Annotated in this window: 22 protein-coding genes and 1 pseudogene; 12 read left to right on the top strand and 11 right to left on the bottom strand. The window is 36.5% G+C overall.

What is annotated here, in order from left to right; translation table 11 throughout:
• Nucleotides 1–120: 120 nt before the first annotated feature.
• Genes dnaQ through ACMFKV_RS00620 form a run of 5 tightly spaced genes read right to left on the bottom strand, consistent with a single transcriptional unit; the run spans nt 121 to nt 3725 of the window.
• Nucleotides 121–828, bottom strand: coding sequence for a DNA polymerase III subunit epsilon (dnaQ, locus tag ACMFKV_RS00640; RefSeq protein WP_413154364.1), 708 nt, complete (start codon nt 826–828; stop codon nt 121–123).
• A 4-nt stretch (nt 829–832) separates the two neighbouring features.
• Nucleotides 833–1420, bottom strand: a complete 588-nt coding sequence (coaE, locus tag ACMFKV_RS00635) for a dephospho-CoA kinase (RefSeq protein ID WP_413154229.1) — start codon at nt 1418–1420, stop codon at nt 833–835.
• Nucleotides 1417–2298 carry a shikimate dehydrogenase gene (locus ACMFKV_RS00630; RefSeq protein ID WP_413154228.1) on the bottom strand — a complete coding sequence of 294 codons (882 nt, stop codon included), beginning with the start codon at nt 2296–2298 and terminating at the stop codon, nt 1417–1419. The genes coaE and ACMFKV_RS00630 overlap by 4 nt, the downstream gene beginning before the upstream one ends.
• Nucleotides 2291–2887, bottom strand: a complete 597-nt coding sequence (locus tag ACMFKV_RS00625) for a Maf family nucleotide pyrophosphatase (RefSeq protein ID WP_413154227.1) — start codon at nt 2885–2887, stop codon at nt 2291–2293. The genes ACMFKV_RS00630 and ACMFKV_RS00625 overlap by 8 nt, the downstream gene beginning before the upstream one ends.
• Before the next feature lie 13 nt (nt 2888–2900).
• Nucleotides 2901–3725 carry a pyruvate, water dikinase regulatory protein gene (locus ACMFKV_RS00620; protein WP_336287605.1) on the bottom strand — a complete coding sequence of 275 codons (825 nt, stop codon included), beginning with the start codon at nt 3723–3725 and terminating at the stop codon, nt 2901–2903.
• A gap of 568 nt (nt 3726–4293) precedes the next feature.
• On the opposite strand from ACMFKV_RS00620, the gene rho reads away from it, so the two are divergent.
• From rho to ACMFKV_RS00590, 6 genes are read left to right on the top strand one after another with little or no spacing between them, the layout of a single operon-like run.
• Nucleotides 4294–5559, top strand: a complete 1266-nt coding sequence (rho, locus tag ACMFKV_RS00615) for a transcription termination factor Rho (RefSeq protein WP_336287604.1) — start codon at nt 4294–4296, stop codon at nt 5557–5559.
• A gap of 34 nt (nt 5560–5593) precedes the next feature.
• Nucleotides 5594–6901, top strand: coding sequence for a tRNA uridine-5-carboxymethylaminomethyl(34) synthesis GTPase MnmE (gene mnmE, locus ACMFKV_RS00610; protein ID WP_336287603.1), 1308 nt, complete (start codon nt 5594–5596; stop codon nt 6899–6901).
• Nucleotides 6902–6946: 45 nt separating this feature from the next.
• Nucleotides 6947–8815 carry a tRNA uridine-5-carboxymethylaminomethyl(34) synthesis enzyme MnmG gene (mnmG, locus tag ACMFKV_RS00605; RefSeq protein WP_336287602.1) on the top strand — a complete coding sequence of 623 codons (1869 nt, stop codon included), beginning with the start codon at nt 6947–6949 and terminating at the stop codon, nt 8813–8815.
• Entirely contained in the window at nt 8815–9462 is a 648-nt protein-coding gene (gene rsmG / locus ACMFKV_RS00600) for a 16S rRNA (guanine(527)-N(7))-methyltransferase RsmG (protein ID WP_413154226.1), read from the top strand. Before mnmG ends, rsmG begins: the two co-directional genes overlap by 1 nt.
• Before the next feature lie 6 nt (nt 9463–9468).
• Nucleotides 9469–10266: a ParA family protein gene (locus ACMFKV_RS00595; RefSeq protein WP_336287600.1), complete on the top strand. Its 798-nt coding sequence runs from the start codon at nt 9469–9471 to the stop codon at nt 10264–10266.
• 55 nt (nt 10267–10321) lie between these two features.
• Complete coding sequence (locus ACMFKV_RS00590) at nt 10322–11227, top strand: ParB/RepB/Spo0J family partition protein (RefSeq protein WP_413154224.1); 906 nt, start codon at nt 10322–10324, stop codon at nt 11225–11227.
• Here ACMFKV_RS00590 and ACMFKV_RS00585 read toward each other — a convergent pair whose 3' ends face one another.
• From ACMFKV_RS00585 to dapF, 6 genes and pseudogenes are all read right to left on the bottom strand, one after another.
• Nucleotides 11228–11701, bottom strand: a complete 474-nt coding sequence (locus ACMFKV_RS00585) for a hypothetical protein (RefSeq protein ID WP_336287598.1) — start codon at nt 11699–11701, stop codon at nt 11228–11230.
• A 2-nt stretch (nt 11702–11703) separates the two neighbouring features.
• Nucleotides 11704–12464 (bottom strand): annotated as a pseudogene (gene gloB, locus ACMFKV_RS00580) (hydroxyacylglutathione hydrolase).
• A gap of 70 nt (nt 12465–12534) precedes the next feature.
• Nucleotides 12535–13221, bottom strand: coding sequence for a septation protein A (locus ACMFKV_RS00575; RefSeq protein ID WP_336287597.1), 687 nt, complete (start codon nt 13219–13221; stop codon nt 12535–12537).
• Complete coding sequence (ftsY, locus tag ACMFKV_RS00570) at nt 13218–14453, bottom strand: signal recognition particle-docking protein FtsY (RefSeq protein ID WP_413154223.1); 1236 nt, start codon at nt 14451–14453, stop codon at nt 13218–13220. Before ftsY ends, ACMFKV_RS00575 begins: the two co-directional genes overlap by 4 nt.
• Nucleotides 14454–14467: 14 nt before the next feature.
• Entirely contained in the window at nt 14468–15751 is a 1284-nt protein-coding gene (gene mtaB, locus ACMFKV_RS00565) for a tRNA (N(6)-L-threonylcarbamoyladenosine(37)-C(2))-methylthiotransferase MtaB (protein WP_336287595.1), read from the bottom strand.
• A complete protein-coding gene (gene dapF, locus ACMFKV_RS00560) occupies nt 15751–16602 on the bottom strand; it encodes a diaminopimelate epimerase (protein ID WP_336287594.1) in 852 nt (283 codons plus the stop codon). Before dapF ends, mtaB begins: the two co-directional genes overlap by 1 nt.
• A 240-nt stretch (nt 16603–16842) precedes the next feature.
• On the opposite strand from dapF, the gene ACMFKV_RS00555 reads away from it, so the two are divergent.
• The 6 genes from ACMFKV_RS00555 to ACMFKV_RS00530 all read left to right on the top strand — a co-directional run bounded on the left by ACMFKV_RS00555 (nt 16843) and on the right by ACMFKV_RS00530 (nt 25296).
• Entirely contained in the window at nt 16843–17391 is a 549-nt protein-coding gene (locus ACMFKV_RS00555) for an AprI/Inh family metalloprotease inhibitor (RefSeq protein WP_413154221.1), read from the top strand.
• An 84-nt stretch (nt 17392–17475) separates the two neighbouring features.
• Nucleotides 17476–18654, top strand: coding sequence for a cell division protein ZapE (zapE, locus tag ACMFKV_RS00550; protein WP_413154220.1), 1179 nt, complete (start codon nt 17476–17478; stop codon nt 18652–18654).
• A 309-nt stretch (nt 18655–18963) separates the two neighbouring features.
• On the top strand, nt 18964–19926 hold the full coding sequence (mdh, locus tag ACMFKV_RS00545) for a malate dehydrogenase (protein ID WP_336287796.1): 963 nt from the start codon (nt 18964–18966) through the stop codon (nt 19924–19926).
• Nucleotides 19927–20021: 95 nt separating this feature from the next.
• Nucleotides 20022–21218: an ADP-forming succinate--CoA ligase subunit beta gene (gene sucC, locus ACMFKV_RS00540; RefSeq protein WP_413154219.1), complete on the top strand. Its 1197-nt coding sequence runs from the start codon at nt 20022–20024 to the stop codon at nt 21216–21218.
• 3 nt (nt 21219–21221) lie between these two features.
• Entirely contained in the window at nt 21222–22124 is a 903-nt protein-coding gene (gene sucD, locus ACMFKV_RS00535; protein WP_336287590.1) for a succinate--CoA ligase subunit alpha, read from the top strand.
• Nucleotides 22125–22290: 166 nt separating this feature from the next.
• Nucleotides 22291–25296 (top strand): 2-oxoglutarate dehydrogenase E1 component, encoded by a 3006-nt coding sequence (locus tag ACMFKV_RS00530; RefSeq protein WP_413154218.1) that lies wholly within the window; start codon nt 22291–22293, stop codon nt 25294–25296.
• The last annotated feature ends 1 nt before the right edge of the window (nt 25297 follow it).

Here is a 25297-nt window from a genome sequence, read left to right as displayed (position 1 = left end):
CTGAGGTACAATGTAGCGACATGGTCGTTGTGGTGTTCCCCTCCCCACAACGACCATATTTTTTATAAAGCCTTTTAAAATTTTTTGAGAATTATTTTAAGAAAGTAAGAAAATTTCTTACTATTGATAAATTTTGAAAGAATTCCAGAGAGCTTTTTTACCTATTTTCTTGATAAAATCGGCATGCATACTTTTGTCTTGTACACTTATCCTTGAAGATAGAGTTTGTGGACGAGATTTAACTGCATAGAGAGCGTTATTATTATTTTGGGTATCCATATCAGTGCTATCATTGTTATCAAAACCAAATACGCCCTGCTTTCCACCAATTAATTCAATATAAACATCAGCGAGAATCTCCGCATCAAGCAAAGCTCCATGAAAAATACGATGACTATTATCAATTCCAAAACGTTTGCATAAAACATCAAGAGAATTAGGACCCATGGGAAATTTTCGTCGTGCCATAGCCAACGTATCAAGAATATTATCAACACTAATAAGTGGCTTATTTGCCCGCCTTAATTCTGCATTAAGAAAACCAATATCAAAACTTGCATTATGTGCAATCATTGTTGCACCATTGATAAATTCTAAAAACGCATCGGCAATATCACTAAAGCTTTTTTCATTCTTTAAACGTTCATTGGTCAATCCATGAATTTTCACAACTTCATCAGGGATAATAACATCTTGCGGATTCAAATAAACATGGAATCTGCGCCCTGTAAGATAACGATCAACCATTTCTACACAACCGATTTCGATTATGCGATCTTTCTCTTTATCCAAACCTGTTGTTTCTGTATCAAAAATAATTTCACGTATCATTTTAATTCTTTAGCAAATTTTTTATCACGAAAAGAACTTGTTGACGTGTATTTTCCAAATCTTTTCCCGTATCAATGATAAAATCAGCACGTTTTCGTTTTTCTTTATCGGACATTTGTTTAGCATTGATAAATAAAAATTTTTTTTCACTCATATTCGGACGAATCATTGCACGCTCTTTTTGTATTGCTTGTGGAGCAGATACAACAACCACACTATCCACACGACTTTCACCATTTGTTTCAAAAAGGAGTGGAATTTCAAGAACAGCTAATTTTTTCCCCTGTTGGCGCGCTGTATCAATAAATTCTTTTTCTTTTTTCTGAACCAAAGGATGAATCATTTTTTCTAGCATTTGTAATTTTTCATTATCATTAATCAAAATTTTAGAAAGTTTTAGGCGATTAACTTTATTATTTTCAATAACACTAGGAAAAACACTTTTTATAAGAGATAAAGCTGGCTCACAATTGTAAAGTTTGTGTACCGCTTCATCAGCGCTAAAAACAGAAATACCCGCTTGTTTAAAAAAATCAGCAACTGTTGATTTTCCCATAGCGATAGATCCAGTTAGCCCTATGATTTTCATCCCTTATTTTCACCCATATCCTTTAAAATTTCTTCTCGTAAAGCTTTTGTTACTTGTGGTCTTATTCCAAACCATCGTTCAAAACCAGGAACAGCTTGATGTAAAAGCATACCAAGCCCATCGACCGTCCTTAAACCGTAAGCTTTTGCTTTTTTTAAAAAAGGAGTTATCAATGGAGTATAAACAATATCTGTCACTAAAGCTGTCGTCTTTATTTTATGAAAGTCCAAAAAGAAACAATCATTCTTTTTTTCATATGAATTTGTCATACCCACAGAAGTTGTATTGACAATCAAATCAGCCCGACAAACTATTTCACAAGCATTATACCAATCATGTACTTCGATAGGTTTTCCAAAATGTTCGGCTAAATTATCCGCCCGTTGTTTTGTACGATTAAGCAAACAAATACGTTCAAATCCACGTTTTTTTAAGGCATAGATGATAGCACGTGCAGCACCACCTGCACCAAAAACAAGAGCTGTTTCTCCAACCCAATCAGGGGTAGAATCGTCAAGATTAGCACTAAAACCATAAGCATCACTATTTGTGGCACAAAGTTTGTCTCCCTCATACCACAGTGTATTAGCAGCACCAATCATTGTTGCCACATCATCTTTATGATCCGCTAAACGAAAAGCTTCTTGTTTATAGGGTAAAGTAACATTCCCTCCACAAAAACCTCTTTTTTGTATAGACGCAAGAAAATTACTAAATTCTTCAGATATTATTTCTTGTGCCAGATATTCACCCTGTAAATCATATTGTTTGAGCCAAAAATTATGAATTCTTGGCGATTTTGAATGATGAATAGGATAACCAACAACAAAAGCACATGGATAAATTGCTTTTTTGTACTTTATCATCAAATCAATCATTAATGTATCCAAAATGACGCAACTTCATGAATAAAGGTAATAAAGGTAAACCAACAATGGTAAAAAAATCTCCATCAATTTTTTCAAAAAGATGGATTCCTTCTCCTTCAATTTGATATACCCCCACACTATTGAGAACATCTGTTCCGACACGTGCTAAATAACGTTCAATAAACTCCTCTGAGAGAGGACGTACTGACATATGGGCACTAAAAACTTCAACCCAAATTTTTTGACCATTTTGAAATAAAGCTACTGCACTATGAAGAAAATGAGTTTTTCCCGATAGAACACGCAAACGCTGATGTGCCTCTCTCTTATTTGTAACTTTGTGAAGAATCTCACCTTCTAAATCAAGTACTTGATCACAACCAATGACCAAGGCATCAGGAAAACGGTCGGAAACATTTTTTGCTTTTGCACTTGCAAGAAAACAGCTTATTTTTTTAGGATTCTTTGTCTTTGCTGTTTTTTCTACTTCTCTTTCATCAAAAGAAGCTCCTTCAATTAAAAAACTTAAGCCTGCTTTTTTCAACAATTGTGCACGATAAGAACTAAGAGATGCTAATATTAACATATTGGCTGCCATGGGAGATCTTCTTTCATTTTCCTTCACGAAATCGTGATAAAAGTTCAAATATTGCTGCAGCAGTTTCTTCAATAGAACGTCTTGTGACATCAATTATAGGCCAATTAAAACGTTCACAAATACGTTTTGCATAAGTCAACTCTTCAGCTATACTGATACGATCAGTGTAACTTTCAATAGCAAAATCATTTCCCAAATCTCTATTTTGACGAATGTGTGAGATTCTTTCAACTGAAGCAATCAAACCGATAATCAAAGTATTTTTTGCCTCTAGCAGAGCTTCTGGCAAATCAATCCCTGGGATAAGAGGTACATTAGCAGTTTTGATTCCGCGATTTGCTAAATAGATGCTTGTTGGTGTTTTAGAAGTTCTTGAGATTCCCACAAGTATGACATCTGCATCCAATAAACTACTAGGAGATTGCCCATCATCGTGCTCTATTGTAAAATCTAATGCCTCAATACGACGAAAATAATCTGCATTAAGTTCATGTTGTGCACTAGCGCGTAAATTTGTTGGCGTTCCAAGGTAAGACTGAAAAGCATCCAAAACAAGATGTAATATATCAATACAGGGAACTTCTATTTTTTCACATTCTCTCTTAAGAAGGAGTCTGTTTTTTTTATCAATGATTGTATAAAGGACGATACCAGGATCTTGTTGTATTTCATCAAGAGCTCTCTGCAACTGTACTTTATTGCGAATCATTGGATAGATATGTTCTGTCGCCTGATACATCGTGTATTGTGATGCTACAGCTCTCCCAACAGAGATTAATGTTTCCCCCGTTGCATCAGAAAGCATATGCAAATGAAAAGATTTTTTTTCTCTTATCACAAAAATTTTAACTCCTTGTTAATAAATGTGTATATACACTGTTCATTTTTTATAAGGATAAAATTAAAGAGTTTTTTCCCTTTATTTTTTCACAAATTTAGTAATTGTATAAAAAAATTTTTCTTATAAGAAAAAATGGGAATAAGAACTCTAAGATATAGCTATACTTCATTTTTTTCTTCACTTTTTTGTGGATAAAGTTGAGGATAAATAAAGTATAAATAATAATCCACATTAAACACAGACTTATAATAAGAAAAATCTTAACTTTTCTAAATTTATTAATACAAAAAACTTTGGAAAAAATAAAAAATGAAATGCAATTATCTTTTATAAAATTTAAAAGATAATTTCTGTTTTAATGTTTTTTTTAATTGATATATTACGTAAGATTTTTTTATATGATTATTGAACTATTACACGAAGATAATTCGTGTGAATGACGCTTGCAGTTTAAGAAAGTTAAGTGTACAATGTTGTTGTCTTATAGGAATATTCTACTCTTTTCTTTATTTTTCCATAGTTTAATCTCAAAAAATATTTCCCCATTTAATGAAGAATATATTTCATGCAAGAAATGAAACTACAAGAACTTAAAAGTAAAAATCCCGTTGAACTTGTCTCTTTTGCTGAAACATTAGAAGTCGAAAATGCTTCCCTAATGCGCAAGCAAGAATTAATGTTTGCTATCTTAAAGAAGCTTGCTTCGCAAGATGTAGAAATTATCGGAGAGGGAGTTGTTGAAGTTTTACAAGATGGATTCGGGTTTTTACGATCTGCTGACGCTAATTATCTTCCAGGACCTGACGATATTTATCTTTCTCCTGCACAAATCCAATCGTTTTCTTTAAAAACAGGAGATACTATTGAAGGTCCCATACGTAGTCCAAAAGAAGGAGAGCGTTATTTCGCTCTTCTAAAAATTAATACAATTAATTTTGAAGATCCTGAAAAAATCCGTTATAAAATTCATTTTGATAATCTTACTCCCCTTTATTCAAATGAACGTTTTCAAATGGAAATACAGAATCCTACGGACAGAGATATGTCGTCACGGGTGATTGATTTAATATCTCCATTGGGAAAAGGTCAAAGAGGATTAATTGTAGCACCTCCTCGAACGGGGAAAACGGTTCTATTACAGAATATTGCTCATTCTATTACTACTAATCATCCTGAATGTTATCTTATTGTGCTTTTAATCGATGAGCGACCAGAAGAAGTCACTGACATGCAGCGCTCAGTAAAAGGAGAGGTGGTTTCTTCTACTTTTGATGAACCAGCAATACGTCATGTGCAAGTCGCTGAAATGGTTATTGAAAAAGCCAAACGTTTAGTTGAATATGGACGTGATGTTGTTATTCTTCTCGATTCTATTACACGTCTTGGACGTGCGTATAATACGGTTGTTCCTTCATCAGGTAAAGTTTTGACGGGTGGTGTAGATGCGAATGCTCTACAGCGCCCAAAACGTTTTTTTGGTGCAGCACGTAACATTGAAGAAGGTGGTTCTTTAACTATTATTGCAACAGCTTTAATTGATACGGGTAGCCGTATGGATGAAGTTATTTTTGAAGAATTTAAAGGAACGGGGAACTCAGAAATTGTTCTTGATCGTAAAGTTGCTGATAAGCGTATTTTCCCAGCTATGGATATTTTGAAATCGGGAACGCGTAAAGAAGAGCTTTTAGTAGCACGACAAGATTTGCATAAAATTTTTGTACTTCGTCGTATTTTGGCGCCTATGAATGTAACAGATGCAATTGAATTTCTAATTGATAAATTAAAACAAACAAAAAATAACAGTGAGTTTTTTGATTCAATGAATACTTAGAGAAATATTAAGGTTTTCAATTAGGGGTAATCCTGTGGATACAATCTTTGCTGTTTCGAGTGGATTGTTGCCCTCGGGGGTTGCAGTTATTCGACTTTCCGGTCCTCATGTTGTGAGTATTGTTAAAACGCTTTGTGGTTGCTTACCTAAGGCGCGGTTTATGCATTATGGAAATCTTACTGCTCGTGATGGTAGTTTTTTGGATTCTGCTTTAACTGTTTTTTTTCCTGCTCCTCACAGTTTTACGGGAGAAGATTGTGCAGAATTTCATTTACATGGGGGTAAAGCAGTTGTTAATCGTTTTCTCGATGAATTATCTACATTTACTGGATGTCGTATTGCAGAGGCAGGTGAGTTTTCGCGTCGTGCATTTAGAGAGGGAAAATTAGATCTTGTCCAAGCAGAAGGTCTTGCTGATTTAATAGAGGCAGAAACGGAGAGTCAGCGACGTTTAGCGGTTATGGGGACAAGTGGGCGTTTAACAACGCTTTATCGTGATTGGCGCCATAAACTTATAAAAGCACGTGCTTTTATCGAAGCAGAGCTTGATTTTTCTGATGAAGCTGATGTTGAAAATTCAGTATCTGATAAAATTTGGAAAGATGTAGAGAAACTTTGTAATTCTCTTCGAGAACATATTGCTGAAGGAGAACGTGCAAATATATTACGTGATGGGTTAAAGGTTGTTATTGTGGGTGCTCCAAATTCTGGAAAGTCAAGCATTATGAATCGTTTGGCTGGAAGACCTGTTGCTATTGTGATGGAAGAAGAAGGAACAACACGTGATGCTTTGGAAATTAGGCTTGTTCTCAATGGTTTGCCAGTTTTTTTAACGGATACTGCTGGTTTTAGAGAAACAGAAAATAAAGTTGAAAAACTGGGAATAGAAGTCGCAAAACAGCATGTTATGGATGCTGATTTGGTTATTTTAGTTTATGATATGAATAACCCTAAAAAAGTTGATTTACCAGAAACATCAGCTGAAATATGGCATGTAGGCAATAAACTTGATCTTTATGAAGAGAATAAGACACATTGGTTTATACAATTTTCTGCATTAACTGGTTTAAATTTTGATTCTTTTATCAAAGAACTCGAATCTTTTTGTCTTCGTCGTATTTCTGACATTGGAAATCTTGTCCCAGCACGTAAAAGACAACTTCAGTTATTAAAAGAGGCTGTTAAAGAGATTGAAAATTCTATAAATTATAATTTTCTTGATTTAAGTTTACGGGCGGAACATCTTCGTCGTGCGAGTGATTTTCTTGGGAGAATTACGGGAGATATAGATGTTGAAGATTTACTTGATATTATTTTTTCAGAATTTTGCATTGGCAAATAATGATTCACGTGAAACATTAGAATGATTTTATATGGAATGAATTAGATGCAATTATATGATGTTGTCGTTATTGGGGGTGGTCATGCTGGTTGCGAAGCTGCTTCAGCTTCAGCGCGTGCTGGAGCACGGACAGCACTTGTTACACATAAAATATCAGCATTAGGGACAATGTCATGCAATCCTGCTATTGGTGGTCTTGGAAAAGGACATCTTGTTCGTGAAATAGATGCTTTAGATGGTCTTATGGGGAAAGCAGCAGATGCTGCTGGAATTCAATTTCGGCTTCTTAACCGACGTAAAGGACCGGCAGTAAGAGGACCGCGTGCACAAGCAGATCGACAATTATATAAAAAAGCAATTCAAAAGTTTTTACAAGAACAAGATAATCTCATTATCATTGAAGATGAAGCTGTCGATTTAATTGTTCAAGATAATTGTGTTTCAGGTGTCCTTTTAAAAAAACAAGGAACTCTTTTTTCTGGTGCTGTTGTTTTAACAACAGGTACATTTTTGAATGGTTTTATTCATATTGGTGATAAAACATGGGCTGCTGGACGTATGGGGGAACGATCAAGTGTACAACTTGCTGAACGTTTAAAAAAATATGGTATAGATCTTGGTCGATTAAAAACAGGAACTCCTGCTCGTCTTAGCAAAAAAACGATTCATTGGAGTGTACTTCCAAAACAGCAAGCTGATGAAGATCCTGTTCCTTTTTCTCTCTTAACAGAAAAAATTGAACAGCCTCAAATTGAATGTGCTATTACACGTACAAATGCACAAACGCATAAAATTATCCGTGAAAATATTCATCGATCTGCTTTATATTCTGGAAATATTGAAGGATTAGGACCACGATATTGTCCTTCAATTGAGGATAAAATTATTAAATTTGGGGAACGTGATGGGCATCAGATTTTCTTAGAACCAGAAGGCTTAAATGATGATACGGTTTACCCAAATGGTCTTTCTACTTCTCTTCCTGAAGATGTACAGGTTTCTTTATTAAAAACTATTGAAGGGTTGGAAAATGTTACAATTTTACAACCAGGGTATGCTATTGAATATGACTTTGTTAATCCACAACAACTTACTAAAACTTTAGAGCTACGTTCTTTATCAGGGTTGTTTTTAGCGGGTCAGATTAATGGTACAACAGGATATGAAGAAGCAGCAGCACAGGGTCTTTTGGCTGGGTTGAATGCTGCACGTAAAGTGGGTAAATTAGACGAAGTTATTATAAGTCGTTCTACAGCTTATATTGGTGTTATGATAGATGATTTAATTTCACGTGGGGTTTGTGAACCTTATCGAATGTTTACATCACGTGCTGAATTTCGTTTGTCTCTGCGATCTGATAATGCTGATGCTCGTTTGACACCTTTGGCACAGCAATGGGGGATTATTAGTAAAGCACGTTGGGATTGTTATCAGAAAAAGCAGCAACGTCTTGATCAAGCACGATCAATGTGCCAAAAACTTTTTTTAACTCCTAATGAAGCATCTGCTCATGGATTGCAAGTGAATCACGATGGGATTCGGCGTTCTGCTTATGATTTTCTTGCTTATCCTAATATAACTATAGAGCGTCTTTCATATTTTTGGTCAGAATTAAAATCAATAGATTCTAAAACAGTTGAATCTTTAGAAATCGAAGCACAATATGCAGTCTATTTAGAAAAACAAGCGCAGGATATCGCTGCTCTTCAGCGAGATGAGCGTTTAGAAATTCCTTCTTCTCTTGATATTCAGGCAATTTCAGGTCTTTCAAATGAATTAAAAACAAAAATTCAAAAAATATCACCGCGTTCAATTGCTGATGCACAAAAAATTGATGGTATGACACCAGCAGCGTTGTCACTTATTATCACTTATATTCAACGTCAACGTCGTGAAAAGGCTAAAATAGCTTAATGGATGTTTCTACAGAAAAAAAATATCAAATGCTTTTGAATATTGTCCCTTCTGTTTCACGTGAAACGGTAGAAGATTTAGTACAATTTGAATCTTTGATAATGCAATGGAATAGGCATATTAATTTGATATCTTCTGCAACAATATCAGTTTTATGGACACGTCACATTTTAGATTCAGCACAAATTTACCCTTTACACAGTAATTTTTTACACTGGTGTGATCTTGGATCAGGAGGAGGGTTTCCTGCAATTGTTGTTGCTATTCTTATGAAGGAAAAAAAAACAGGGCATATTGATTTAGTTGAAAGTAATGGAAAAAAAATAGCTTTTTTACGAACAGTTATTGCTCAACTTAATCTTCCAGCAACAGTTCATCATTGTAGAATTGAAAATGTATATCAAAAAATAGCTAAACCAGACATTATAACAGCAAGAGGATTAGCTTCACTCGATAAGCTTTTGCAGCTTATTTTTCCTTTATTAACAGAAAAAACAATAGCTCTTTTGCAAAAAGGTAGGGATTATTCTACTGAAATAAAAAATGCCTCTGCCAATTGGCACTTTGATCTGTTAAAATATAAGAGTAAAATTAATGAGAATTCTGTTATTTTAGAAATTTCTCATGTTCGATCACGTAAAGGGTAAAGCAAAATGAGCGAAACACGGATTATCGCTATTGCAAACCAAAAAGGTGGAGTTGGAAAAACAACCACGGCAATTAATCTTGCAACAGCTTTAGCAGCCATTGGTGAAAATGTTCTTATTATGGATGTTGATCCACAAGGTAATGCGAGTACAGGATTGGGAATTGATCGTAATAGTCGTCCATTATCATCTTATGATGTTATAGTTTCAGGAACTTCAATTACAAAGGCAGCTTTGACAACAGCTGTGCCCAATTTATACATTGTACCTTCTACGCTTGATCTTTTAGGTGTGGAAATGGAGATTGCTTCATCAGAAGATAGAATCCAACGATTGCGTAAAGCTTTCTGTGATGATCCAAAAATGAATAAAAAATTCAATTATATTCTCATTGATTGTCCTCCATCACTTAATCTTTTAACACTGAATGCTATGGGTGCTGCAGATTCTGTTTTGGTACCTATGCAATGTGAGTTTTTAGCACTTGAAGGTTTAAGCCAATTGCTTGAAACAGTAAAACAAGTACAGTCCGTTCTTAATCCATCTTTAAAAATTCAAGGTATTGTCTTAACAATGTATGATGGACGTAATAATCTTTCAAATCAAGTTGTTGAGGATGTACGCTCTTTTATGGGAGATAAAGTTTATCGTACAGTTATTCCACGGAATGTGCGTGTGTCTGAAGCTCCGTCTTTCGGTAAACCAGTATTGCTTTATGATCTTAAATGTGCTGGTAGCCAAGCCTATTTGCGTTTAGCATCAGAAGTGATCCAACGTGAAAAGCAAGCGCGAGCTGCTGCTTAAAAAATGTAGGAAAAAACAATTTTTATAAAAAAAATTCAAAAAGAAAAGTAAAGTTATGAATGACGATCAATCAAAAAAAAGATTAGGGCGTGGGTTAGCGGCATTGATTGGGGATATCAGTTTAAATAACAATCTTGCACATTCATCAAATGCTGAAAAATCAACAGAATTTAGCACAAATTCTCCTTCTTTTGAAAAATTTGTATCTATTGAATCTATTTCGCGTAATCCACGTAATCCACGACGCCATTTTACCGATACAGAATTGGATAATTTAGTTCAATCAATTCGTCAACACGGTATTGTTCAGCCTGTTGTTGTAAGACCTTTACGTAATCATCTTAATCAGTTTGAGTTAATCGCTGGTGAACGACGGTGGCGTGCTGCACAACGAGCTAATTTAAGTCAATTGCCAGTTATTATTCGTGATGTAGATGATAAAACAGCTTTGGAATTGGCAATTATTGAAAATGTTCAGCGTGCCGATCTTAATCCTATTGAAGAAGGAATGGGATATGAAGTTTTGCTTAATGAACATGAATATACCCAAGCAGATTTGGCACAAGTAATTGGAAAAAGCAGAAGTCATGTTGCAAATACGCTTCGTTTGTTAAAACTTCCACCAAAAGTACAACAATTTTTAATTGATGGAAAACTCTCAGCTGGTCATGCACGCTGTCTTATAACTGTCGAGAATCCACAGGATTTGGCTGAAAGAGTTATTCGTGAAGGGCTTTCTGTACGTCAAACAGAAATACTTGCGCATGAGCAGACAAATCCAAAAGTTAAAAAACGAATTTCTGTGGAAAAAGATGCAGAAACAAAATCTTTAGAAAAATTACTTACAAATGTTACTGGAATGAAAGTAATTATTCGACATGGAAAAAAAGGTGGCGATTTAAAAATACATTATTCTTCACTAGAACAATTAGATGATATTTGTCGGCGTTTGCAAGGCTAATCAATGATCTAAAATAGCACGGATTCTATTGATATTTTTTTGACCAAATTTCAAATTATTTGGAGATACAATATTTTTCTCATCAGAAAAAATTTTTTTATCTTCAAGGGCTATTATTGCAGCTAATGTTGCCTGAAGTGTCATAAGACCAATAACATAGTCTTTAGGTGTGAGATTGTTTTTTCTTAAAATATTACTTAATTTCGATTGACTAGAGACAGAAGCTATAAGTCCTTCAATACTATTATCATTTCCAGTATTGGGTATTTCTAATGCTGAAGGTAGGTTCTCGATTTCTTTTTGAATTTGTTCTATTTTTGAAAGTAAATTTTCTGTTAAGGGATAATTTGCAATAATATTTTGATTGCTGATAGGTGATAAAACAAAATTATCATTTGTTTCCTTTGCTGTTGTTAGTTGAACATATATTACAAAAAGAAAAGAGAAAAATAAACGCAATGTCAATTTAAACATGGTTAAAAATTATCCTTTCTTTTCCGAATTTCAGCAAAGATTTCTTCATCTGTTTTTTTTTCCATTGCAAGGTTTTTCTGTAAGGTAGGATCATCCCAGCGAAAAAAAGGATTCGTTGCTTTTTCTTGCCCCAAAGTTACAGGTAAAGTCATGGCATTTTTTGCGCGTAATAAAAAAACATCTTCTACCCTTTTATGCAGTTTTTGATTGTGTGGATCAATAGTTAATGCAAAAAGAGCATTGGTTTTTGTGTATTCATGACCACAATAAAGAAGTGTTTCGTCAGGAAGTTGACGAAGCTTTTTTAAAGAGTTTAGCATTTGTGCTGGAGTTCCTTCAAAAAGATATCCACAACCAAGTGAAAAAAGTGTATCTCCAGCAAAGAGTAAATTTTCTTGAGGAAAGTAATAAGATAACGCACCTAGCGTATGACCAGGTGTTGAAAGAGCTAAAAGCATGCGTGTGCCAAAAAAAAACTTTCATCAGGTTGAAGTGTTTGGTCAAGATGATGAATTTTTTCTTTTTCTGCTTCTGGTCCAATAACTATGGCATTATAAGTTTTTTTTAATTCTTCTAGCGCTTCCACATGGTCATTATGATGATGAGTAACAAAAATAGTCTGAAGCGTCCAATTACGACGTTTCAGAGCACTTTGTATAGCTTTGCTTTCAGGTGCATCAATTGCAGCTGTATAACCGCTTTTTTCATCATGAATGAGTATACCAAAGTTATCTTCTCGACAAATAAACTGTTCAATCAACATATATTTCCTCCATGAACAGCGTGTTTAGTGGTAAATCTACAAAATAATTTATAATGGTAGCACTCTATATTTAAAAATCAGATTTGTCCTCTTTTTTCAAAAGACCCTTTGAATGTTTAATAATAGTAGGCATTTGTGTGAACATGAATAGAACTGTGATAGGCATAACGCCAAATACTTTAAAACTGGTCCAGAAGTTATCACTGAAATTCCGCCAAATTATTTCATTCAAAAGCGCAAGGAAAACGAAAAAAAATGCCCAGCGATAGGTAAGTTTTTGCCATCCTAAATCATCAAGTTTTAAAGTAGAATCAAAAGCATAACGCAAGAGTGGTTTTTTAAAAAACATGCCACAAAAGAGAATAAAAGCAAATAAGCTATTAATAATTGTTGGTTTCATTTTGATAAAAGTGTCATTATGAAGCCAAAGAGTTAAAAATCCAAAAAACAGAACAAATATCCCTGAGATAAGGGGCATTATGGGTATTTTTCGTGCAAGGATCCAAGATATGCTTAAAGCAGCAATGATTGCTACCATGAAAAGAGCTGTTGCAGGAAAAATAGGTTTATGAAAGCCTTTAAAAAGTTCAAAATTATTTATCAGCCATTCACCCTTATAATTGGCAAGAAAAAAGATGACGAGAGGCCCCATTTCTAGAAAAAATTTAAGTGTTGGTGAAAGAGGAGGTTTTTGATTCTTGTTATTCCTCAAATTGGGGTTATTATATGAATTATGTTCAGAAAAAGGTTGCGTCATGAGTGTTTTCCTATGATAGTTTCGGAAAAATCAGAAGCAGAAAAAGGCTGAAGATCCTCAATATTCTCTCCTATACCGATAAAATGAACTGGTAATTTATATTTTGCTGCGATGGCAACAAGAATTCCTCCTCGTGCAGTACCATCGAGTTTTGTCATAACCAAGCCATTAACGCCAGCAATATTGCGGAAAATTTCTACTTGGTTGAGAGCATTTTGTCCAGTAGTTGCATCAAGCGTTTGAAGTATTGTGTGTGGTGCGTGGGGCGTATGTTTGCCTAAAACACGAATAATTTTTGCTAATTCGTCCATCAGTTCAATTTTATTTTGTAAGCGTCCAGCTGTATCAATAATCAATACATCACTGTTTTCCTTTTTGGCTTTTTCATAAGCATCAAACGCTAAACTAGCAGCATCTGCACCTAATTTGGTTGAAATAACAGGAGTTCCTGTACGTTCTCCCCAAATATGCAATTGTTCAATAGCTGCAGCGCGAAACGTATCACCTGCAGCGAGCATAACTTTTAGCCCTCCTGCAGTTAGTTTAGCTGCAAGTTTTCCGATAGTTGTGGTTTTTCCGCTACCATTTACACCTAACAGCAAAATAACATGAGGTTTATGATTAAGATCAAGCTCTAGTGGAATTGCAACAGGTTCCAGAACTTTTTTTATTTCATCTGCCACGATGGTATGAATGTCATCTAGAGATAAGTTTTTTCCGTAACGGTTAGAAGCTAAGATGTTGATAATGCGTGTCGCTGTTTCCACACCAAGATCAGCTTGAATAAGAATATCTTCCAATTCTTGCAATGTATCTTCATCGAGTTTTCCTTTAACGAAGATATCATTAATCGATTCATTTAAGCGCTGTGAAGAAAGAGATAACCCTTTTTTTAGCCGCCAAAACCACGCTGTCTTTTTCTGTTCAACAGAGGAGACAGGCAAAAATTCTTCAAATTTTTTTTCACTGATTGTATTTGTGACAATTACTTTTCCAGAATGTAGTTCAAAAGGTCGAGTTTTTTCACCAGATTTTGCAGATGCTGTACTTTCTGTATTTTGTATTTCTGTTTGTTCACCTTTTTCAACGTCTATAGAAAATTGACCATTGTTTATTGTTTCATGCTTATTTTCTTTTCTCTCATCGGCTTCATAAGAGGCGGGAACTTGTTGTATCTCCTGCTCTTTAGGCTTATTAAAAGAGAACATTTTTTTGATAAAAGATTTCGTCATATGGATTTTCCTGCTCAGGCTGCATTCAATTTTTGGAGGACAGCAATCAATTTATCACCATCGTGATTAATGATGAGAGCTTGAACAATTGTTCCCGCTTTTGCACCTTTTATTTGTGCAAGAGTATAATCTTCCGTTCGTCCGATTTCATCTCTTTCAACGAGAATTGTTTGCTGAGTATTTTGTAAATGAGCAAGATGTTTTTGATAAGCCTCGTTACCTGCTTTGCGCAATCTTTCCGCACGCATCTTAACCACTCTACGATTAATTTGTGGCATACGTGCGGCAGGTGTTCCTTCTCTTGGACTAAAAGGAAAAACATGGAGATGTGTTAAATGACAGTCATTTACCAAAGCAAGGCTATTTTGGAACATTTCTTCTGTTTCAGTGGGAAAGCCAGTAATTAAGTCAGCACCATAAATCATTGTAGGACGTTTAGCACGCAAATCTTGGCAAAATTGAATTGCATGTTCACGCAGATGCCGTCTTTTCATCCGCTTTAGAATCATGTTGTCGCCCGCTTGCAAAGATAAATGCAAATGTGGCATTATTCTTTTTTCATAAGCCAAAAGATCGATGAGTTCTTCGTCTGCTTCAATAGAATCAATAGATGAAAGACGTAATCGAGGCAAATCAGGAACGTGATGCAAAATTTTTGAAGTTAATTTTCCTAAATTTGTTTTTCCAGGCAGATCATGACCATAGCTTGTGAGATCAACACCTGTTAGGACTATTTCTTGAATACCATTGCCTGTTAGCTGTTTAATTTGTTCAATGACGGTACCCATAGGGACTGAGCGTGATGGTCCGCGTCCATAAGGAATGATGCAAAATGTGCAACGATGATCGCATCCATTTTGCACCTGCACAAAGGCGCGCGTACGTTCTTCCATTGCACTGACCATATGTGGGGCAATTTTTTGCACTTCCATGATATTATTGACACGTATTTTTTCATCATGGTTGATGCCAAAATCAGGGAGCTGGCGATAGGAATGGGCATGGAGCTTTTCTTCATTTCCTAAAACAAGATCTACCTCTGTCATATCGGCAAAATTTTGCGCCTCTGTTTGTGCAGCACATCCTGTTACAATGATGCGGGCATGAGGATTTTCACGTCTCGCTTTTCGGATAGCTTGTTTTGCTTGTCGCACGGCTTCAGCAGTGACAGCGCAAGTATTAAAGACAATAGCACCATCTTTAAGCTGATTTAGTCCAGAAGAAGCACTTTCTTTGCGTATAATTTCCGATTCATAACTGTTGAGTCGACAACCAAATGTTATAATTTTTACTGCCATCAAAAGTGATCCTTTTTATAGATCCCTGTTAAAGGATTAAAAAAACCACTAAATTCATATGTGATTGAACCTGTCATGACAATATGATCGTCTTCTTGATAAAAAATATTAAGTGTTCCCCCTGGTAAATTTACATCAATATGGCGTTCTGTTAATCCACGTCGATGAGCAGCCACTGCACTAGCACAAGCAGCACTACCACATGCTTTTGTTAATCCAGCTCCTCGCTCCCATGTCCGTAAATTTAGGCTTTTTTTTGATGTTACATAGGCGATTGAAATATTGCACCGTTCTGGAAAAAGAGGATCATGTTCAAGTTTTGGTCCATATTTTTCTAATGGAATGTGTTGAATATTGTTCTCAACAAAAAAAATAGCATGGAGATTTCCAATAGATACAAGGCAAGCATCCTTCAATGGACCAGCAGTAATGTCTACATGATTTGTATCGACTATTTCACGTGAAACAGGCATATCTTTTGCATTAAAATGTGGGACCCCCATATCAACAGAGATAAGATTATTAGTTTGGCGCTTACCTTTAATGATTCCAGCGGGTGTTTCCAACAGAAAGCTTTCACCAAGATTGTGGTCTGTAAGCCACGCAATTACGCAGCGGGTACCATTTCCACAAGCTTTAGCCATTGAACCATCAGCATTCCATATTTCAATGCGGAAGTCAGTTTCATTTTTGATTGGTGGATGAATAGCCATAAGTTGATCAAAATGTGTTTCGGGGTCTGCCATTAAGGTAGAAATTGCTTGAGCTGTGAGAGCATGTGTACTTTCACGCATATCAGCAACAATAATTTTATTTCCAAGACCGTTCATTTTACTGAATGGTATTTTCATGCAACTTCTCTATTTTTGGTAAATGATTATCCGTAAAAAAATATATGACTGAAAATCTTATAAATTTCCAGTGTTTAATGAATATAAAACTCGTGGAAAAATTATTATCATTCGAATGAGAGAATTTTTATTCTGTTTTTCTTAATTTGTTAATTTATCTTTGTAATATGCCATATAATAAATATTTACCTATTTCTTCTTTGAGTGAGCTTATTTGTTGTCGTGGGAAAGAGTATAGATATGACATTTTCAAAAACTTCATTTTTCGTTACAATATTAGCTGTAATTACCTTAAATGGTTGTTCAACATCATGGTTTGAGAATAAAAATCAAGGTAACTCATTAAAAGTTTTTTATCCTATTCAGCAAATGTCAACATTTGAAATGATGTCTGATCCAGAAACATTTTATTCGTCAGAATCTGAAGCGGTAGATGCTTCGGCATATGAAAAAGAAAATTCTCATAGTGGTGAACAAATGGCGAATCTTGAATTACCAAGTAACGCCATTGATTTGTTTCCCGCGAGTATTGCTGGAGTGTGGAATCTTTCTGTTGGTGGTAAGTTTTGCCGAATTGCAACGCCACAAACAAAATTTGGTCAAGGATATCGTGCTGCTCCTTTACACTGTCCAAGAATCGTTTCTCGGATAAACTCTTGGGCTATTAAAGGAAAAAAATTATATTTTTATGATAATTCAGGTCGTGCTACTGTTGCTCTTTATTCTTCCAATATTAATCGTTTTGAGGGACGTACATTTGATAACCAGCTAGTTGTTTTAAGTCGTTAGGTCATTTTTATCTTTTTATAATATGTACAGATCTGCAAGAAAATTTGAATTTCATTAAGGAAGGTGTGAAAAAAGGTTGTTTGGATGATTTTAGTTTCAACACGCTATAAAGAGCTGGTATCCAAAGGAGAAATCAGTTTGGATCCAGCTCAATTAGCTTTAATAGAGCAGCATTTTGATCGTTTATTACAAAATATTTCGAAACAAAAAGTTTCTCGATCTTGGGCATTTTGGCATTTCTTTAAGAGAAAAAAACAAACCTATGCTTGTATTTCAAAACAAGGTTGTGCTGATAACTTGTTTCAGGGATTGTATATTTATGGTGAAGTGGGACGAGGCAAAACCATGTTGATGGATTTGTTCTTTTCTTGTTTGCCGCAAGGTCGTAAAAAACGTGCACATTTTAATGATTTTATGGCTGATGTGCACGAACGTATTAACATTTATCGTCAAGCAGCAAAAAATACTGAACAAGATAATCCTATTTTAGCAGTTGCAAAAGACCTTGCACGAGAAGCACAAGTGCTTTGTTTTGATGAATTTAGTGTAACAGATATTGCTGATGCTATGGTGTTAGGGCGTCTTGTATCTGCTTTATTCGATGAAGGAGTTCTTTTTGTTGCGACATCAAATGTTGCTCCCGATGATCTTTATTATAATGGTTTGAATCGAGAGCTTTTTTTACCTTTTATTCAAACTCTAAAAGCACATGTTCGTGTTGTCAATCTTGATGCAAAAACGGATTATCGCCTTGAAAAATCAAATCCGCAACATGTGTACATAACACCGTTGGGGTTAGAGGCAAATGAGTGTATGGATCAGGCATGGGCACTTGTATTACAAGATCAACAGGAGATGCCTGATGAATTTTCCATAAGGGGGCGTCTTATTCATATTCCACGCTCTGGAGCAGGTTGTGCGCGCTTTGATTATAAAGATTTATGTGCAAATCCTTTGGCAGCAGCTGAATATTTAGCGTTAGCGGAGCATTATCATACAATTTTTGTTGATAATGTACCTGTGATGGATGATACGTGTCGCAATGAAGTGAAGCGGTTTATTTTATTTATCGATGTTCTTTATGAACGTCATATAAGATTATTTATGTCGGCAGCAGAAAAACTTGAAAATTTATATAAGGGACACGCAAAAACAACGGAAACATTTGAGTTTCAAAGAACACAATCGCGTCTTTTTGAAATGCAAAGTCAGGATTATTTGAATATTTGGGCGGAGCGATTTCTTTTAGAAAGAAAAGGATAATTATTACTTTGCCTTTTTTTGTGTGATTTTTATGTAAGCAGTAAAGAAGAGAACTCTTTGGAATTTAAATACGGTGTAATAATTCTGTTGTAATTTTTTCAAATTCATTTTATCGATACACTGCATGGCAAGTTTCTAATAGTCGTTTCCTTGGGGGATTTTTTCTTCTGTAAGGAGAAGAATTTGATGGGTTTTATGCCATCCTCCTTTGGTGACATTGTTGAAAATATGGCTAAGGTTAAGGAAAATATTCAGTATGCTGATGTGAGTGATTGTGTGCTGAATTATCTAACGTTAGGAAAAAATGAAATGGCACGAAAGAAAATAGCTCTCATTGGTTCGGGTATGATTGGTGGCACTTTAGCACATATCATTGGACTAAAAGAGCTCGGTGACGTTGTCTTATTTGATATTGCAGAGGGAATGCCACAGGGTAAAGCTCTTGATATTGCTGAATCTTCACCCGTTGATGGTTTTGATGTTGGTTTGGTAGGTGCTAATGCTTACGAGGCAATTGAAGGCGCTGATGTTGTTATCGTAACAGCAGGAGTTGCACGCAAACCTGGTATGAGCCGTGATGACCTTTTGGGCATTAATTTGAAGGTGATGGAACAGGTTGGTGCTGGGATTAAAAAATACGCGTCTTCAGCATTCGTTATTTGTATTACGAATCCTCTTGATGCGATGGTGTGGGCACTGCAAAAATTTTCAGGTCTTCCAACACAAAAAGTTGTCGGTATGGCTGGTGTTCTTGATTCGGCACGATTTTGTTATTTTTTGTCTGAAGAGCTTAAGGTTTCTGTTAAAGATGTAACAGCATTTGTTTTAGGAGGGCACGGTGATTCAATGGTGCCTTTAGTACGTTATTCAACGGTTGGTGGTATTTCTTTGCCTGATCTTGTAAAAATGGGTTGGACGACACAGGAAAAGATTGATCAAATCATTCAGCGTACCCGTGATGGTGGCGCAGAAATCGTTAGTCTATTAAAAACAGGTTCCGCTTTCTATGCACCAGCTGCTTCTGCTATTTCTATGGCTGAAGCTTATTTGAAGGATACTAAACGTGTTGTTCCTGTTGCAGCTTATCTTTCAGGTGAATATGGGGTTCAAGATATGTATGTTGGTGTTCCCGTTGTTATTGGTGCGGGTGGCGTTGAGCGGATTATTGAAATCGATCTTGATAAAGAGGAAAGAGCTGCTTTTGAACAATCTGTGAATGCAGTACAAAAACTTTGTGAAACTTGTGTTACTATTGCACCTAGTCTCAAATGAATTGAGTAAGATTCTGTTTATTAAAACAGAGTATTTAAAGTATTGTGAAGATTCTAGGGTCAATAATGTGATCCGTAAAAGAAAAGGACAAATGAATGAATATCCATGAATATCAGGCTAAACGTCTGCTTCATGAGTATGGAGCGCCGGTTGCAAATGGTGTTGCTGTTTATTCTGTAGAGCAAGCTGAACAATGGGCAAAAAAGTTGCTTGGACCACTCTATGTGGTTAAAAGTCAGATTCACGCTGGTGGTCGTGGTAAAGGAAAATTTAAAGAACTTGATTCTGATTCAAAGGGTGGCGTTCGTCTCGCAAAATCAGTTGAAGAAGTTGTTGCGAATGTGAAAGAAATGCTTGGTAAAACTTTGGTAACCAAACAAACTGGTCCAGAGGGTAAGCAGGTTAATCGCCTTTATATTGAAGATGGTGCTGATATTGAGCGAGAGCTCTATCTTTCACTTTTGGTTGATCGCACGGTTGGTCAGGTTGCTTTCGTTGTTTCAACGGAAGGGGGAATGGATATTGAGGCGGTTGCTGAAGAAACACCGGAAAAAATATTAACTCTTCCCATTAATCCTGCACAGGGCGTTACCTCTGCCGATTGTACAAAGCTTTGTGATGTATTGGAGTTGCGTGATAGCGCACGGGAAGATGGTGAAAAACTTTTTCCAATTCTCTATAAAGCGTTTTGTGAAAAAGATATGAGCCTTCTTGAAATCAATCCGCTTATTGTGATGAAAAATGGTCATTTGCGCGTTCTTGATGCAAAAGTTTCTTTTGATAATAATGCTTTGTTTCGTCATCCAGACATTGTAGAATTGCGTGATGTTTCAGAAGAAGATTCAAAAGAGATCGAAGCGTCAAAGCATGATCTTGCTTATGTTGCTCTTGAGGGTACGATTGGTTGCATGGTAAATGGTGCAGGTCTTGCTATGGCAACAATGGATATTATCAAACTCTATGGCGCTGAGCCTGCAAATTTTCTTGATGTTGGTGGTGGTGCTTCAAAAGAAAAAGTGGCTGCTGCTTTTAAGATTATCACTGCTGATCCAAATGTTAAAGGCATTTTGGTCAATATTTTTGGTGGCATTATGCGTTGCGATATCATTGCTGAAGGTGTCGTTTCTGCTGTAAGGGAAGTTGGTTTAAAAGTTCCTTTAGTTGTTCGACTTGAAGGCACGAATGTTGAACAGGGTAAAGCGATTATCAGTGAAAGTGGTTTGAATGTTATTTCTGCTGATGATTTAGATGATGCTGCGCAAAAAATTATTGCAGCAGTGAAAGGAGCTTAAGCCATGTCGATTCTTATTCATCAGGATACAAAAGTACTGGTTCAAGGGCTTACGGGGAAGACAGGAACCTTTCACACGGAACAAGCGCTGGCTTATCATGGTACGAAAATGGTTGGCGGCATTAACCCTAAAAAAGGTGGTGAAATATGGAAGGGATCAAAGGGTGAAACGCTTCCTATTTTTGCAAGTGTTGCGGAAGGTAAAGAAAAGACAGGAGCTGATGCTTCTGTTATTTATGTTCCTCCTGCAGGAGCTGCGGAAGCCATTATAGAAGCTATTGAAGCGGAGATCGGTTTAATTGTCTGTATTACAGAAGGTATACCGGTTATGGATATGGTTAAGGTTAAGGCTAAATTAGGGCGGTCAAAGTCGCGTTTAATTGGTCCTAACTGTCCAGGAATTCTCACACCGCATGAATGTAAGATAGGTATTATGCCTGGCTCTATTTTTAAAAAGGGATCTGTCGGGGTTGTTTCGCGGTCAGGAACCTTAACTTATGAAGCTGTATTTCAAACCAGTCAGGAAGGGTTGGGGCAGACCACTGCTATTGGCATTGGTGGTGATCCTGTTAAGGGTACTGAATTTGTTGATGTGTTGGAGATGTTTTTGGCTGATGATGAAACCGAGTCTATTGTTATGATCGGTGAAATTGGTGGTTCTGCTGAAGAAGAAGCAGCACAGTTTCTCAAAGATGAAGCAAAAAAAGGTCGTAAAAAGCCGATGGCTGGCTTTATTGCTGGTCGTACAGCTCCTGCAGGACGTACAATGGGTCATGCTGGTGCAGTTATTTCTGGTGGTAAAGGTGGGGCAGAAGATAAAATTGCTGCAATGGAATCTGCAGGGATTCGTGTTTCTCCTTCACCATCACAGATAGGTAAAACCTTGATGTCGGTTTTAAAAGGGTAAGAAAAAACTTTGTCTGGATAAGGGTTTATATCCTTATTCAGATGAAGCATTGGGTTATAAAAAAGTAAAAACTTTTTTGCAGTTTTTCGACCCTCATTTGCCTTGTAAGCATTTAAAGGTCGAAAAAGTATATAAGGAGACGGAAGAGATATTCCGGAGAAGATATATGGCAAGGCAAGATGAGATGAATGGTCTTTTTGCACAAACGTCATTTCTATATGGTGGAAATGCAGATTATATAGACCAGCTTTATGCCGAATATGAAAAAAATCCCACTAATGTTGATTCACAGTGGCGTGCTTTTTTTGAAACTCTTCAAGATAACAAAGAGGATGTTCTCAAAAATGCTGAAGGAGCTACATGGCAACGTGATAACTGGCCATTAAAAGAAAACGGAGAGTTAATTTCTGCTCTTGATGGCAATTGGTCTGTTCTTGAAAAACATATTGGTGATAAATTAAAGGACAAAGCAAAAGCAGCTGTTGGTGTTGCACAAAAAAAAGCAAGTTCTCATGAACAAGACATCGTTCAAGCAACACGTGATTCTATGCATGCTTTTAGGATGATTCGTGCTTTCCGAGCACGTGGGCATCTTCACGCACAGCTTGATCCTCTTCGGTTGGCAGAAAAGCTAGAAGATTATCAGGAATTATCTCCAGAAGCTTACGGTTTTACTTCTGCTGATTATGAACGTCCAATTTTTCTTGATAATGTTTTAGGACTAGAATATGCGACTATTCCGCAGATTCTTGAAATTCTCAATCGTGCCTATTGTTCAACAATCGGTGTAGAGTATATGCATATTTCTGATCCTGCTCAAAAAGCATGGCTTCAAGAGCGGATTGAGGGACAAGATAAGCAAACTGCTCTTACGCAGAAAGATAAGAAGGCTATTCTCGATAAACTTATTGAAGCGGAAGGGTTTGAGCAGTTTTTAGATACAAAATATAAAGGAACAAAGCGTTTTGGTCTTGATGGTGGTGAAGCGCTGATCCCTGCTCTTGAGCAGATTATTAAGTGCGGTAGTGCTTTGGGCGTGCAGGAAGTTGTTTTGGGAATGGCGCACCGTGGTCGCTTAAATGTTCTTTCACAAGTTTTGGCTAAACCGCATCGCGCTATTTTTCATGAGTTTAAAGGGGGATCTTATAAACCTGATGATGTAGAGGGATCTGGTGATGTAAAATACCACTTGGGAACTTCAGCTGATCTTGAGTTTGATGGCAAACAGGTTCACTTATCACTCTTGCCCAACCCATCTCACCTTGAGATTGTTGACCCAGTTGTTATTGGCAAGGCACGTGCTAAACAGGATCAACTTGTGGGTCCTACACGTACTGACGTTATTCCATTAAGTGAGCGTGCAAAAGTCTTACCACTGCTTATTCATGGTGATGCTGCTTTTGCAGGACAAGGTGTCATTCAAGAAACTTTTGGTCTTTCAGGTCTAAAAGGTTATCGCGTTGCAGGCTCTATTCATGTGATTATCAATAATCAGATTGGATTTACAACTGATCCACGTTTTTCGCGTTCTTCACCCTACCCATCAGATGTAGCAAAAATGATCGATGCACCAATTTTTCATGTGAATGGTGATGATCCTGAGGCTGTTTTCTTTAGTGCAAAAATAGCGGCAGAATTTCGTCAAATTTTCCATAAGCCAGTGGTCATTGATATGTTTTGTTATCGCCGTTTTGGGCATAATGAAGGTGATGAGCCTTCTTTTACACAGCCTCTTATGTATAAGGCGATCCGTAACCATAAAACGACTCTTCAACTTTACAGTGAAAAGTTAGTGACAGAGGGTGTCGTCTCTTCAGAAGAAATTGAGCAGAAAAAAAATCTGTGGCGCAATAAGCTTGAAATGGAGTTTGAGGCGAGTACTTCTTATAAACCCAATAAAGCAGATTGGCTTGATGGGTGTTGGACGGGACTTAAATCTTCTAGTGATGTTGATGAGCAACAGTGTGTAACGACGGGTGTTGAGTTAAAAACTTTAAAGGAAATTGGTCAGAAACTCATCAAAATTCCATCAGATTTTCATGTTCATAAAACGATTCAGCGTTTTTTGAATAATCGCGCTAAAATTTTTGAAACTGGTGAAGGTGTTGATTGGGCAACGGCTGAAGCCTTAGCTTTTGGTTCACTTTGTTTAGAGGGGTCACCAGTTCGTCTTTCTGGTGAAGATGTTGAACGTGGAACTTTTTCGCAACGCCATTCAGTTCTTTATGATCAAGAAAATGGAGCGCGTTATATCCCTTTAAACAACTTGAAAAAGGGACAGGCAATTTATGAAGTTGTAAATTCCATGCTTTCTGAGGAAGCAGTCCTTGGTTTTGAATACGGATATTCATTTACTGAACCGCATGGTTTGACCCTTTGGGAAGCGCAATTTGGTGACTTTGCCAATGGTGCACAGGTTATTTTTGACCAGTTTATTTCATCTGCAGAGCGTAAGTGGTTGCGTATGTCGGGTCTTGTGTGCTTATTGCCTCATGGTTTTGAAGGTCAGGGTCCAGAACATTCTTCAGCGCGGTTAGAGCGTTATCTGCAACTTTGTGCGGAGGATAATATGCAGGTTGCTAGCTGTACAACTCCTGCAAATTATTTTCACATTTTGCGTCGGCAAATTAAACGCGACTTCCGTAAACCGTTAATTTTGATGACACCAAAGTCACTTTTGCGTCATAAGCGTGCTGTTTCTTCTTTACGTGAAATGGAAGGGGAAACTCGTTTTCACCCCTTGTTGCTTGATGATGCAGAATGTTTAAAAGATTCTGTTATTAAATTGCAGAAAGATAGTAAGATTCGCCGTGTCGTTCTTTGTACAGGAAAGGTTTATTATGATCTTTATGAAGAGCGTGAAAAAAGAGGAATTGATGATATTTATTTGCTGCGTATTGAGCAGCTTTATCCTTTTCCTGCAAACAATTTGGTGAATGTGCTATCACGCTTTTTGCAAGCAGAAATTGTTTGGTGCCAAGAAGAGCCAAAAAACATGGGGGCGTGGTCGTTTATTGAACCTTATTTGGAATGGGTTTTGACTCGTATTAATGCGCAATCTTCACGTGCACGCTATGTAGGGCGACCTGCAAGTGCATCACCAGCTACTGGGTTGATGGTACAACATCTTGAACAACTTGCCGCGTTTCTTGAAGATGCGTTAAGTTCTTAAT

This window comes from Bartonella propinqua (assembly GCF_047263965.1).
Taxonomy (GTDB): domain Bacteria; phylum Pseudomonadota; class Alphaproteobacteria; order Rhizobiales; family Rhizobiaceae; genus Bartonella.
The sequence above is the reverse complement of the archived record's forward strand: the minus strand, read 5'-3'. Positions and strand labels throughout refer to the sequence as shown.

What these genes read in the sequence shown, in the direction of transcription:
- coaE (WP_413154229.1), bottom strand. Translation starts at nt 1,420, where the DNA reads ATGAAAATCATAGGGCTAACTGGATCTATCGCTATGGGAAAATCAACA.
- ACMFKV_RS00630 (WP_413154228.1), bottom strand. Translation starts at nt 2,298, where the DNA reads ATGATTGATTTGATGATAAAGTACAAAAAAGCAATTTATCCATGTGCT.
- ACMFKV_RS00625 (WP_413154227.1), bottom strand. Translation starts at nt 2,887, where the DNA reads ATGGCAGCCAATATGTTAATATTAGCATCTCTTAGTTCTTATCGTGCA.
- rho (WP_336287604.1), top strand. Translation starts at nt 4,294, where the DNA reads ATGCAAGAAATGAAACTACAAGAACTTAAAAGTAAAAATCCCGTTGAA.
- mnmG (WP_336287602.1), top strand. Translation starts at nt 6,947, where the DNA reads ATGCAATTATATGATGTTGTCGTTATTGGGGGTGGTCATGCTGGTTGC.
- rsmG (WP_413154226.1), top strand. Translation starts at nt 8,815, where the DNA reads ATGGATGTTTCTACAGAAAAAAAATATCAAATGCTTTTGAATATTGTC.
- ACMFKV_RS00595 (WP_336287600.1), top strand. Translation starts at nt 9,469, where the DNA reads ATGAGCGAAACACGGATTATCGCTATTGCAAACCAAAAAGGTGGAGTT.
- ACMFKV_RS00590 (WP_413154224.1), top strand. Translation starts at nt 10,322, where the DNA reads ATGAATGACGATCAATCAAAAAAAAGATTAGGGCGTGGGTTAGCGGCA.
- ACMFKV_RS00585 (WP_336287598.1), bottom strand. Translation starts at nt 11,701, where the DNA reads ATGTTTAAATTGACATTGCGTTTATTTTTCTCTTTTCTTTTTGTAATA.
- ACMFKV_RS00575 (WP_336287597.1), bottom strand. Translation starts at nt 13,221, where the DNA reads ATGACGCAACCTTTTTCTGAACATAATTCATATAATAACCCCAATTTG.
- ftsY (WP_413154223.1), bottom strand. Translation starts at nt 14,453, where the DNA reads ATGACGAAATCTTTTATCAAAAAAATGTTCTCTTTTAATAAGCCTAAA.
- mtaB (WP_336287595.1), bottom strand. Translation starts at nt 15,751, where the DNA reads ATGGCAGTAAAAATTATAACATTTGGTTGTCGACTCAACAGTTATGAA.
- dapF (WP_336287594.1), bottom strand. Translation starts at nt 16,602, where the DNA reads ATGAAAATACCATTCAGTAAAATGAACGGTCTTGGAAATAAAATTATT.
- ACMFKV_RS00555 (WP_413154221.1), top strand. Translation starts at nt 16,843, where the DNA reads ATGACATTTTCAAAAACTTCATTTTTCGTTACAATATTAGCTGTAATT.
- zapE (WP_413154220.1), top strand. Translation starts at nt 17,476, where the DNA reads ATGATTTTAGTTTCAACACGCTATAAAGAGCTGGTATCCAAAGGAGAA.
- mdh (WP_336287796.1), top strand. Translation starts at nt 18,964, where the DNA reads ATGGCACGAAAGAAAATAGCTCTCATTGGTTCGGGTATGATTGGTGGC.
- sucC (WP_413154219.1), top strand. Translation starts at nt 20,022, where the DNA reads ATGAATATCCATGAATATCAGGCTAAACGTCTGCTTCATGAGTATGGA.
- sucD (WP_336287590.1), top strand. Translation starts at nt 21,222, where the DNA reads ATGTCGATTCTTATTCATCAGGATACAAAAGTACTGGTTCAAGGGCTT.
- ACMFKV_RS00530 (WP_413154218.1), top strand. Translation starts at nt 22,291, where the DNA reads ATGGCAAGGCAAGATGAGATGAATGGTCTTTTTGCACAAACGTCATTT.